The sequence below is a fragment of the Gramella sp. MAR_2010_147 genome (genome assembly GCF_900105135.1).
In the GTDB taxonomy this organism is placed as follows: Bacteria; Bacteroidota; Bacteroidia; order Flavobacteriales; family Flavobacteriaceae; genus Christiangramia.
Genome location: NZ_LT629741.1, coordinates 1,176,009 through 1,188,609 on the forward strand (window position 1 = coordinate 1,176,009; position 12,601 = coordinate 1,188,609).

The 12,601-nt window shown below is 36.4% G+C and carries 8 protein-coding genes and 1 tRNA gene; 8 read left to right on the forward strand and 1 reads right to left on the reverse strand.

Going from position 1 to position 12,601, the window contains the following annotated elements; genetic code table 11:
* Positions 1 to 163: 163 nt before the first annotated feature.
* Both BLT95_RS05320 and BLT95_RS05325 read left to right on the forward strand, forming a co-directional pair.
* Positions 164 to 1,063 carry an ABC transporter ATP-binding protein gene (locus tag BLT95_RS05320; protein WP_089665092.1) on the forward strand — a complete coding sequence of 300 codons (900 nt, stop codon included), beginning with the start codon at positions 164 to 166 and terminating at the stop codon, positions 1,061 to 1,063.
* 37 nt (positions 1,064 to 1,100) lie between these two features.
* The gene (locus BLT95_RS05325) at positions 1,101 to 4,385 is read left to right on the forward strand and encodes a M1 family aminopeptidase (protein ID WP_089665093.1); all 3,285 of its coding nucleotides are present in this window, start codon (positions 1,101 to 1,103) and stop codon (positions 4,383 to 4,385) included.
* A 249-nt stretch (positions 4,386 to 4,634) separates the two neighbouring features.
* Here BLT95_RS05325 and BLT95_RS05330 read toward each other — a convergent pair.
* Positions 4,635 to 4,709 (reverse strand) — tRNA-Pro (locus tag BLT95_RS05330).
* Between the two features lie 122 nt (positions 4,710 to 4,831).
* Here BLT95_RS05330 and BLT95_RS05335 point away from each other — a divergent pair.
* The 6 genes from BLT95_RS05335 (at position 4,832) to BLT95_RS05360 (ending at position 12,571) form a co-directional block, all read left to right on the forward strand.
* The gene (locus tag BLT95_RS05335) at positions 4,832 to 6,025 is read left to right on the forward strand and encodes a PQQ-dependent sugar dehydrogenase (protein ID WP_089666855.1); all 1,194 of its coding nucleotides are present in this window, start codon (positions 4,832 to 4,834) and stop codon (positions 6,023 to 6,025) included.
* A 1-nt stretch (position 6,026) separates the two neighbouring features.
* Complete coding sequence (locus BLT95_RS05340; protein ID WP_089665094.1) at positions 6,027 to 6,497, forward strand: cytochrome c; 471 nt, start codon at positions 6,027 to 6,029, stop codon at positions 6,495 to 6,497.
* Between the two features lie 144 nt (positions 6,498 to 6,641).
* Positions 6,642 to 7,250 carry a uridine kinase gene (udk, locus tag BLT95_RS05345; RefSeq protein ID WP_089665095.1) on the forward strand — a complete coding sequence of 203 codons (609 nt, stop codon included), beginning with the start codon at positions 6,642 to 6,644 and terminating at the stop codon, positions 7,248 to 7,250.
* 204 nt (positions 7,251 to 7,454) lie between these two features.
* Complete coding sequence (locus BLT95_RS05350) at positions 7,455 to 10,433, forward strand: SusC/RagA family TonB-linked outer membrane protein (RefSeq protein ID WP_089665096.1); 2,979 nt, start codon at positions 7,455 to 7,457, stop codon at positions 10,431 to 10,433.
* Between the two features lie 18 nt (positions 10,434 to 10,451).
* Positions 10,452 to 11,789, forward strand: coding sequence for a hypothetical protein (locus BLT95_RS05355; RefSeq protein ID WP_157718019.1), 1,338 nt, complete (start codon positions 10,452 to 10,454; stop codon positions 11,787 to 11,789).
* Positions 11,790 to 11,893: 104 nt separating this feature from the next.
* Positions 11,894 to 12,571, forward strand: coding sequence for a class I SAM-dependent methyltransferase (locus tag BLT95_RS05360; protein ID WP_089665098.1), 678 nt, complete (start codon positions 11,894 to 11,896; stop codon positions 12,569 to 12,571).
* The last annotated feature ends 30 nt before the right edge of the window (positions 12,572 to 12,601 follow it).

The following is a 12,601-nucleotide window of genomic DNA, read 5'->3' on the forward strand; positions in this document are numbered from 1 at the left end:
TTTTGGGATAGAAATATCATTTTTCGGGGTGGAATGACCTGACACATAGCCAAATTCTCTGATTTCTGTGAAATTTGATGTTTATCACATTTCTCAATGTGTCTATACCAAAAATTTAATTTATGGTTTTTCCCTCTATAGTTTTAAGCAAAATTGACAAAACATGGATAAATTAATCATCACAGATCTTTCAAAAACATATGATAATGGCGTTAAAGCCCTTGTGAATGTATCCTTGACCATCCCCAAAGGAATGTTTGGGTTACTAGGACCAAACGGTGCAGGAAAATCTACATTCATGCGTACGATAGCCACCCTTCAGGATCCAGATACCGGGAGTATTTCTCTTGGAGAAATAGACATTCTTCAGAATAAAAATGAGCTTAGAAAAGTGTTAGGCTATTTGCCACAGGAGTTTGGTCTATACCCTCGACTGTCACCCGTGATGTTATTAAACCATTTGGCAATTCTTAAAGGTATTACCAATTCAAAAGAACGAAAAGCTATCGTAGATTCTTTACTACAGAAGGTAAATCTTTATGACGTGCGAGAACAAAAACTCGGAAGCTTTTCCGGAGGTATGAAACAAAGATTTGGGATCGCACAGGCGCTTTTAAACAAACCGAAACTTTTAATTGTGGACGAACCAACTGCAGGGTTAGATCCAGTAGAGCGCAACCGATTTTATAATCTCCTTAGCGAAATCGCCGAAAATACCATTGTGATTCTATCCACACACATAGTAGATGATATAAAAAACCTTTGTGCTAATATGGCAATTATAGATCAAGGGCAGGTGCTTTTAAAAGCAAAACCTCTTGAAGCCATAGAAACTGTAAAAGGAAAGGTTTGGGAAAAGTATGTCAATAAGGATGAGATAGAAAAATACAAAAAGCACTTTAATGTCATTTCCGAAAGGTTCGTAACTGGTAAACCTGTAATACGAGTGTTTAGTGAAAATCTTCCCGGTGCTAACTTTCACATGATCGAAGCAGATCTGGAAGACGTGTATTTTTCTCAACTATCCAAAAATGCCACAACTACTGAAGCTGCTCTGGCTTAATGAGTTATCAAATTTAACTAACACTAAATAAAATTCAATGTGGTACGAAATATTCAAATTTGAAATTAATTACAGGTTAAACCGATGGGATACTTACCTGTTCTTCATATTTCTATTCTTGTTTTCTCTCTTTGGAGTTGAATTTATTTTTCAGGGAATAGATCTGGGTCTGGTTAAAAAAAATTCTCCTATTGTAATAGCAAAAACTATGGGAGCAGTAACTGGATTATCTATGCTCTTTGTTTCCATGATTATGGGTGTGCCGGTTTTACGTGACTTTCAGTATAATATTGCCTCTCTAATCTACGTGAATCCAATTTCAAAAAAAGACTATTTCCTTGGTCGCTACCTGGGTTCGATGGTCGTTTTACTATTTATATTTAGTGCTGTTCTTTTGGGGATGGTTTTAAGTGAGTTCATGCCCTGGGTGAGTGCAAACGAAAATTTAGCGTTCCAGTTTGCCAATTATCTGCAACCATTTCTCTGGATTGCCATACCTATCCTTTTATTTGGAGCTTCTCTGTTCTTTGTTTCGGGAGCCCTGACTAAAAAATTATTAGTGGTTTACACGCAGGGAATATTTGTATTTGTAATATTCCTGCTAACAAAAGCTGTTACTAACGATCAACTTCAGGCTTTACTGGATCCTTTTTCTTTGACTACACTAAGTCTGAGTACAGAAAAATGGACTGCTATTCAAAGAAACACCAATCTTATTCCCTTTACTGGTGCAATACTTTATAACAAATTATTCTGGGGCTTTTTAAGCCTTGCCATTCTTTTTTATGGGTATTGGAAATTCAAGTTAACAACGTTTTCATCTGGAAAGAGAAAGTCTGAAATTAAAAAGGACACCATTCACGATTCTATTAAAAAAGTCTTAATCGAAGAGTGGCCCGCTGTGCATCCAAATTATGGGATAAAAGGCCAGCTCATTCAGTTTTTACAAAGTGCCTGGTTTCATGCCAGGTTCATATTCAAGGAAATATCTTTTTGGGCTATTGTGTTCTGTAGTTTAATTATTATCATAATAAATTCAGTAAATCTTGGAACCACTCATGGTGTCGACAGTTTTCCAACCACTTATCTTATCATTGAAGAGTTACAGGGTATGTCCATTTACTTTTTCGCACTCATTCTTCTGTTTTACACAGGCGAGTTGATCTGGAAAGAAAAAGAAGTCAAAATAGATCTGATATACGGTGCTACTTCAGTAAGCAATTTTATAGATCTCGGCAGTAAATTTCTTGGACTTATATTGATCTATATTACGCTGATTTTAGCATTGATTGTAGGCGGAATAGGTTTCCAAACCTTCAGTGGATATTATCATTATGAATTAGATCTTTATTTTAATGGCTTTTTTCTGGAAATTCTCCCGTTTCTTATACTCTATACATTCATATCTTTTTTCTTACACATAGTTACAGGAAAAAAGTTTTTAGGAATTTTAGTGACACTTGTTTTCTTTATCATAAATATTGCCATTGGTATTTTTGGCATTGAGCATGTTTTAGTCAATTTTGGAGGAAATGCATTAGCGAGCTATTCAGATATGAATAGATATGGACATTTTCTATTTCCATTTCTTATAGTAAAAGCCTACTGGTTTTTCTTCGGAATTTTATTGTTTCTAATAACGGTAATTTTAATGGAAAGAGGTTCAGAAACCAGTTTGAGTCAAAGATTAAAAAGATTTAATTTCAGAATTGCTAGCAAAAATCTCATTACCGCAACAAGTGTTTTCCTTATACTTTTTATAGCAACGGGGATATTTATTTTTTATAATACTAATATTCTGAATCAGTTTCTAACAAGAAACGAGAAAAATGATTTCAGAGCAGCTTATGAAACCAATCTTCGACAGTTTGAATATCTTCCGCAGCCGAAGATTACAGATGCGAAATTAAAAGTTGAATTATATCCTTCAGAAAGATCTTATAACGCAGAAGGTTATTTTATTCTGAAAAATAAAAATGACAAACCCATTCAACAAATTCATATACAAAACCATCCTGATAATTCTTTAAGATTATCTGAAGTTAAATTTGATCGTAATGCAAGTCTGAACGATCACTTTATGGAGTTTGGCTATCACATTTTTGAGTTGGATAAGCCCTTGCTAAAAGGAGATTCAATTAAAATGAACTTCAAGCAAACTTTAAAACCAAATGGTTTTGAAATAGGTGGTGCAGACTTTAATGTCCTGCATAATGGAACTTTTTTCGAAAACTCTATGCTTCCAACATTGAGCTATAATCGAGATTACGAAATAGATGAAGATGACTTAAGAGCTGAATATAACCTCCCAAAAAGAATGAATAAAGCGAATCGAAATCATTTTCGGGAACTTAAGAATGCAAGAACAGGCAGTGATTCAGACGGTCTTACATTAGAAATGATAATCGGAACAGAAGGAAATCAGACCGCTATCACTTCCGGAGATCTAATTTCAGAGTGGAAAACTGATGATCGTAATTATTTCCATTATAAGACGAATCAGCCTATCATCAATTTTTATCCGATTGTTTCAGCAAATTATCAGACTTTAAAAGCAAAATATCAGCCTGCAGGAAATAATAAGCCGGTTGATCTGGAAATTTATCATCACAAATCACACAAGTATAATCTGGAAAGCATGATGCAAGGCATGAAAAAATCTCTGGATTACTACAGTGTTCATTTTAGCCCTTATCAATACAATCAATTACGAATAGTTGAATTTCCTCGATACCGGCAGTTCGCTCAATCATTCCCCAGTACAATCCCGTTTTCCGAGGCACTTGGATTCATTTTGGATATTCAGGAAGAGAATATAGATATGGTTTTTTATATCACAGCACATGAAGTTGCACATCAATGGTGGGGGCTGCAATTGGAAGCTGCAAATGTAAAAGGTCGAAATATGATTTTAGAAACTTTGTCTCAATATTCAGCCATGATGGTTTTAAAACAAACATATGGAGAAGATCAGGTTGAAAAGTTCCTTAAGAATCAACTTGATGATTACCTGGAAGGAAAACGAAAATTTAAAAAAGAGGAAGTACCTCTTTCATTAGTTGAAAATGAAGATCATATCTATTATGCAAAAGGGGCGATAAATATGTATGCATTACAAAAGGCTATTGGTGAAGAAAATGTCAATATCGCTTTAAGGAATTTTCTAAATGACTGGCATACTTTTAACAATCCTACAAAACTTGATCGGTATTCGACAACTGAAGATTTACTTGAATATTTCAGGCAACAAACTCCTGATAGTATGCGATATTTAATTACAGACTTGTTTGAAAAAGTCACTCCCGTAGATTTACAAAATTGATTTTCATAAATTTTAGTTCACGATAAATAATTCATTTGTATTGCATTTTAACCAAACATATTTCTTTATATAAATTGTGTTGGTTAGACTAATGGAGGGATAGCAAGTGTAAGCTTTACTAGCTTTTGGGATAAGGACGATTCCAAAGGTCACCGAATCAGACTCATTTTATATGATTTCACATCAAATTTAATGAGTACCCAAAAACAAAAAACCCGGTTAATCATATGATTAACCGGGTTTTTTAAGTCGGGGTGGCAGGATTCGAACCTGCGACCTCCTGCTCCCAAAGCAGGCGCGATGACCGGGCTACGCTACACCCCGAAATGGCATTTCAACCATAATTGGGCGGCAAATATAAGAATTATTAACCTCTCACAATGAAAACTTTTAATTTTTTATATCTTAGTTTACTTAATATGTTTAAGACCCTTAATATTGTTGCTATGAAAAGAATTTTATTTATAACGGTCATCGCTCTAGGTCTAATTGCCTGCGGTGAAAATGGAAAAGAGGCAGATACCGCACAGGTAGATGAAAATGCCGAAGAGACAGCAGAAGAACAAACGCAGGAACCTGCTGAAGTGCCAGACCCTATTGACGCCGAAAGTTCAAACAAATATAGTTTTGAAATGGTTGTAGAAGGATTAAAGATTCCATGGGGCTTTACTTTCCTGCCAGATGGTAGCATGCTCATCACAGAAAAAAAGGGTGAAATCATTCATTATAAAGATGGTAAAAAAACCTCTGTTCAGGGAGTACCGGAAGTCTATGATCGTGGTCAGGGCGGACTATTAGACATAGTGCTTCATCCAGATTATGAATCTAACGGATGGATCTATTTTACCTATGCTTCTAAAGAAGGTGAAGGGAATGGCGGAAATACAGCTTTAATGAGAGCAAAATTGAGTGAAAATCAGTTAACCAATAAGGAAACTCTTTATAAGGCATCTCCAAATACGAGCAAAGGTCAGCATTTTGGATCAAGGATCGCTTTTGATAAAAACGGATATTTATATTTTAGTATTGGTGAACGCGGTGAACGTGATGTGAATCCACAGGATATTTCCCGGGATAATGGTAAGGTTTATAGATTGAACGACGATGGCAGTGTGCCATCAGATAATCCGTTCATAGGCCAGGAAAATGCTGTGGAAGCGATTTACTCTTATGGTCACCGTAACCCACAGGGTATGATTCTTAATCCTGAAACAGGAGAGATATGGGTTCACGAGCATGGTCCAAAAGGAGGAGATGAAATTAATGTGGTGAAGAAAGGTGCAAATTACGGTTGGCCGGTAGTAACCTACGGTGAAAATTACAGCGGTACTTCTATAACCGATGAAAGATCCAGACCTAATATGGAAGATCCTATTTTCTACTGGTTACCTTCTATTGCCCCTAGCGGATTTGCCTTTGTTACTTCAGATAAATTTCCTGAATTGAAAGGAAATCTCTTAGTGGGATCACTTAAATTTCAATATCTGGAACTTTTAGAACTTAACGGTAAAAAGATCAGTAAAAGAATTAAATTGCTGGAAGACTCCGGCAGAATGAGAGATGTAAAGCAAGGACCAGACGGAAACATTTATATTGCCGTTGAAGGGAAAGGAATCGCCAAATTAATCAAAAACCAATAAAATGAAAAAACTGCTATTTGTATTTGGATTGGCAACAGCTATGGTAGCTTGCAAATCTGATAAAAAAGAAAAAGACGCTGAAGAAGAATCTTACGTCATTCCGGCTTCAGAAAAATCAAGTGAAAAATCTCCGCTTACCGCGAGTGTCGAACGTGGAAAAATTATTTATAATGATCTATGTGTAACCTGTCATCTCCCCACCGGAAAAGGAATTGCCGGTACCTACCCTCCAGTTGACGGTTCCAACTGGCTTACTGAAAAAAGAGAAGAGAGTATTAGAGGTGTGAAATACGGCATGCAGGGTCCAATAGAAGTGAATGGTGAAAAATATGATAATATTATGACACCAATGGGTTTAAGTGATAAAGAAGTGGCAGATGCAATGAATTATGTGATGAATTCCTGGAGTAATAACATTGATGAAATGGTTACTGAAGAAGAGGTAGCTGCAATCCAGGAAAAAGAAGAATAAGAGCTTTAAATTGAATTTTTTAGAACCGGATCTATATAGATCCGGTTTTTTTATTTTACGAGAATTCAGTTTTCATCAAATTGATAAGAAATTCATCAAAAACTTTTTAAAAACTAGTATTACCTTTGCGCAAATTTCAACTCTATGCTTATAATTGGTATTGCCGGGGGAACGGGAAGCGGAAAAACCACGGTAGTAAATCAAATCATTGAAGAATTAAAAAATGAGGAAGTAGATGTGATTTCTCAGGATTCTTACTATCAGGATACTTCTCACCTCTCTTTTGAAGACCGAAAAAAAATCAATTTTGATCATCCTAAATCTATAGATTTTGAACTTTTAGGAGAACATTTAAAGGAATTGAAAGCCGGAAACTCTATTCAGCAACCAGTATATTCTTTTACAGAACATAATAGAACCGGCGAAACTATTGAGATTCATCCCAGAAAAGTTGTAATTGTAGAGGGTATCCTTATTCTCACGCACCCTGAAATAAGAGAGTTATTTGACATAAAGATCTATGTGCATGCAGATAGTGACGAAAGATTAATTCGAAGATTAAAACGTGATATCGCTGAACGCGGACGTGATCTTGAAGAAGTTTTATGGCGATACCAAACTACCTTAAAACCCATGCATCAGCAATTTATAGAACCAACCAAGGAGTTTGCAGACATCATAATTCCTACCAATCGCTACAATACAGTGGCTGTTGATATTGTTCAAACTATAATCAAAGACAGGTTATTCTAAAACCAATCAGTTTTATCGTTGACTATAATAAAGCCTCGGAATTTTAAATTTTCGGGGCTTTGTTAATACATGGTTAATAGATATATGAAAGCTTGGTAAAAACCATATTGATTTTTAGTAATTTAACATAATCGATAGACCTTAATTAATTATGCATTCAAATTTCAATCAACACAAATTATTTCTAACCACTAAATCCATTCTATGAAAAAACAGCATTCAGGTATTCTTAAAAATGGAAAATGCTTGCTTTTACTGGTATTTTTATTTTTAAGTGTGAACGTAATAGCGCAGGAAGCTTCATACAGCTTCTCTGGAACTGTAATCAATCAGAGCAACAACCAGCCAATTGCCGGTGCAACTGTCTCTATTGAAAACACCAATTTTGGAGGGATTACAGATTTTGACGGAAAATATAGCTTTACTGCGACCTTAACTGCGGGAACCTATAATTTAATAAGCAGTTATGTGGGCTATGGCACCCAAAAGATCTCATTAACATTATCTGACCAAACAGAAATCTCTACTGACTTTCAACTTCAGGCAGATCTCTTAAATCTTGATGAAGTTGTCGTTACAGGGTCTACCATTGGTGTAAACAAAAGAACTTTAGGTAATGCCATTTCTACCGTAAAAGGAGACGATCTTGTAAATAATGGTGCTACCGCAGTAGACCAGGCAATAGCCGGAAAAATCACTGGTGCCCTGGTTCAACAAAACTCTGGAGATCCCGCAGGCGGAATTAGCATTAGGCTTAGAGGACCAAGTACTGTTTTAGGAAGTTCAGATCCATTGTATATTGTAGATGGTATTATAATAGACAACTCCAGTAATGAGCTCATTGATCTTGGAGGAAATAACCAAAACCGACTGGCAGATATCAATCCTAACGATATTGAGAAAATAGAAGTACTTAAAGGTGCCGCAGCTGCTGCGATCTATGGTTCCCGTGCGAGTAACGGGGTTGTTCAGATTTTCACCAAAAGAGGTAGATCTGGAGAAACAAAATTCACCTTCTCTACAAATTTCAAATCTCATAAATTAAGAAAGGAGATTGATTATAATACTGCGCCAGTGGCATGGGTAGATCCGTTTACCAGATCAAATCTGGAAACTGTTCCCGTAACTCGTTATAATTACCAGGATCTATTTTTTGACAATGCATTTGGAGTAGAAAACTATCTTTCTGTTAGTGGAGGTTCTGATAGATCTTCTTATTTTCTTTCAGCTTCCCACCTCAACAATGAAGGTATTATTAAAAATACCGATTTTCGAAGATATGGTCTTAAGGCATCAATCACCCAAAAAGCTTGGGATTGGTTAAATATCAATGCCGGTCTAAATTATGTTCGCAGTGAAAGTAGTGATATCCCAAATGGTGGTATTAATTCAGCATATGGTGCTATTACAGGATTTGTATTTAGTGATAACTCTATAGATCCTTTTCCAAATGAATCTGGGATTTATCCCGTAACCTCACTTTTAGTTCCAAGAACCAACCCTTTAGAAGCGGTAAATAGATTCGATTTTGGTCAGAAATTAAACCGTATTATTTCCAGTGTAGGATTGGATGCTGTAATTTCTGAAAACTTATCAGCGAGTTATAAATTAGGAGTTGATTTTTATAATCAATCTGCCACTGCCTTTATCCCAATAAATAACACCTCACCAAATGGAGATGGCTTCGCAAGAAGATCAGATGTTAACAGGTTTCAGTATAACAGTGATTTAAATCTTGTTTATCAATTCGACATTACTCAAAATCTAGAATCTACCTCTACGTTAGGTGGTTCATGGCAGTATGAAGAAGGTGACCGAATTGGAATTAATGCCAATGGCCTTCCTCCTATTGTTGAAACAGCTACCAGTGGTAGTATTGTAGAGCAGGGAGAAAGTAGATTCCAGATATCTTATTGGGGTGCATTCCTTCAACAATCTTTTAATTTTAAGGATAAACTGTACATAAATGGAGCCCTTAGAATGGATGGTGCCTCTACTTTTGGAGAAGACGAGAGAAATCAGCTTTACGCAAAAGCCAGCCTTTCTTATGTGATCTCTGAAGAGGATTTCTGGGAAAATACATTTGGAGACTCCTTCAACACTCTTAAATTAAGAGCTTCCTGGGGACAGGCCGGAAACCTTACTGCTCTTGGAGCTTTTCAGAGATTTACCAGATTTAGTCCCTCTGCCATCAATGGTTCTACCAGTCTATTACCTAATTCTCAGCAAGGTGATTTAGATATTGCCCCGGAAAGACAGGATGAAATTGAATTCGGTTTTGATGCTGGTTTGCTTGATAACAGGCTTGGAATAGAATTCACCTATTATAAACAAAAAGTTACTGATCTTCTACTGCCCCGTGAATTGTCCCCATCTTCAGGATTTAGCTCTCGAATTGAGAATGTTGGGAATCTGGAAAATGAGGGGATAGAATTGTTATTAAAAGGTTCGCCTGTAAGAACTGAAAAATTTAACTGGGATGTTACAGCTACCTATACAAAAAATGAAAATGAAGTCACTAAAGTTGCCGGAGGTGGACAGTTTGCCCTTGCAGGAAGCTTTGCAACCAACTATGTTATAGAAGGAGAACCTCTCGGGGTCTTTTATAGACAATTTTACGCGCGTGATGCTGACGGTAGTATAAGTCTGGACGAGAATGGATATCCTTTTAGTGGCAGAACAGAAGATGGGTCTTCATCCAAGGTTATAGGGGATCCTAATCCGGATTGGTTTGGTTCATTAATTAACGAATTCCGTTATAAGAATTTTGACCTGCGAGTACAATTAGATGCTGTTCAGGGATTTGATGTATTTAACTGGAACAGGAGACTTCTGGATAATGTGATTTTTGGTGGTGGGTCCAATGTAGGTGAAGAATTATTAGGAAACCGACCAAAAGGATACGGAGGGGCCCAGGCAAACATCTTTGAAGAATTTGTAGAAGATGGTTCCTTTGTGAAATTAAGGGAAATTTCCCTTGCCTATACTTTTTATGAGCCTTTCACCAATGTTGACAATATTCGTTTAAGTGTGGTAGGCAGAAACCTGATCTCCTGGGATGATTATTCCGGATGGGATCCAGAAATTAATGCTGCAGGACAAAGCAATGGAGTAAGAGGATTTGATTTTGCCGGTGTTCCTATTCCACGAACTTTTCAATTCGGTGTAAATGTTAGCTTCTAATTAAAAAAAATGAAAAAAATGAAAAATACATATATCCGTACAAAATATTTGATACTGGGATTACTGGGAATATTAATCACTTCCTGTGAAACCGATTTTGAAAATCCGAATGAAGCCACCAGTGAACAAACCTACTCTTCAAGAGAAGGAATTCTTGCAGCCAGTGTTGGTCTTCAGCAAACTTATGCAACTACCGGTCTGCGATGGATTGTAGAAACACCCGCCATCACTACTCGTGAAGCAGGAATAACGACAACTTTTCAAAATATGATTGAACTTGAAGACGGAGGATCCACACTCCCCAACTTCAATTCTAACGTACAGGGACTTTGGGCCACAATGCTACGTTTAGTTAAAATAGCAGAAGATATCCAAACAAATGCGCCGAATATTACCTTAGATCCAGGGACGGAGAGTGGACTTGTTGCTCATGCAAAACTCTTTCAGGCAATGGCTATTGGAAGTCTTGCCCAGAATTTTGAGCAAGTTGTAACTACAACCAATCCAGATAATAATGCAGAATTTGTATCCCGATTGCAAGGCTTTCAGTTTGCGATAGACCGTTTAAATGAAGCTGAAGCGATTTTAACAGCAACCCCTGTTTCTAACAGTTTCACAAGTCAGGTGACCCTAGGAAATATCGACCTGTTAAATTCCATCCGTGCAATGAAAGCGCGTTATAATCTTTTCGCAGGTAATTATGAAGCTGCCATAAGCGCTGCTAATTCAGTAGATCAATCTTCGGTTTCGCTGTTTGTATATGATTCCCAGAATTTAAATCCAATCTGGGGCAGAGTATATCTTAATGACTCTCCAAATTTCAAACCACGTGACAGTTTTGGTTTACCAGAGTCATTTAATTTAGATGCACAGGATGGTAGAAAAGAATTTTATTTAATTCCTCTAGATGAGACCAATCAGAATGGACTTCCCATTGAAGACCTGGCCGGTTTCTTTGATATAAACACGGAAAGTATTCCATTATATATCCCAGATGAAATGAATCTTATTATTGCCGAAGCTAACCTAAGAAAAAGCCCGGAAGATATTGACGCTGCAATTTCAGCATTAAATGAGGTATTAACAGATAGTGATGATCCTTTAGGAGTAAATGCAAATCTGAGTCCTTATTCCGGGCCAGAAACAGCAAACGCTGTTTTAATGGAAATTTACAAAAATCGTAGAGCAGAACTGTTTTTAACAGGCATGAGCCTGGAGGATAGTAGAAGATTTAATAGACCTCAACCAAGTGGGCAGTCTATGATCTATACTGAAGAGAGAAACCGAAATTTCTATCCTTATCCTGATATCGAAAGAAATAGCAATCCTAATACTCCGCAAGATCCGGCTATATAGAATTTCAAAAACCAGTTTAAACAAAAAAATAGGGATTTGTCTTTTAAGACACTTCCCTATTTTTAATTAAATTGAGTTATAATTCACTAAGAATAAAAGTCAATATGCTCAATGAAGAAATTAAAAAGTCCTGGAAAAAAAATGCTTTAGAATGGATTAAGGTAATTGAAGGCGGCACTATAGAATCACGTAAATTTACTAATCCGGCGATTGTCAATTGTATTTTAGCAGATAGGCCAAAAAACGTCCTGGATCTTGGATGTGGTGAAGGCTGGCTTATTCGAGAATTGACAAGATCAGGAATTTCCTGTACAGGAATTGATGCTTCTGCTCCATTAATTGAAAACGCCAAAAAAAAGGGAAGTCAAAGTTTTCTTAACATTTCCTATGAGGAAATTATAGCAGATAAAATGATCCCGGGAAATCCTTTTGATGCTATTATTTTTAATTTCAGTCTTTTCTTAAAGGACGAAACTGAAATTCTTTTAAAAAAATTAAAGAAAAACCTTAGCCCTAAAGGAAGTCTTTTTATACAAACCCTGCATCCCGCCTTTCTAATAAGAAATTCTCTTCCGCATAAAAGTCAATGGATCGATGATTCCTGGGCAGGATTAGAAGGCAACTTTAAGGATCCACATCATTGGTATATCAGGACATTCTCAGACTGGTCAAAAGTTTTTAACTCATGCAAATTCATTCTGGAATATATTAGGGAGCCAGGAAATAGCGAAATGCAACCAGCTTCGGTAATTTTCAAATTAAAAGCAATTCGTTCAAAATAATGGGAGATTCGCAAAAATTGTCATACTAAT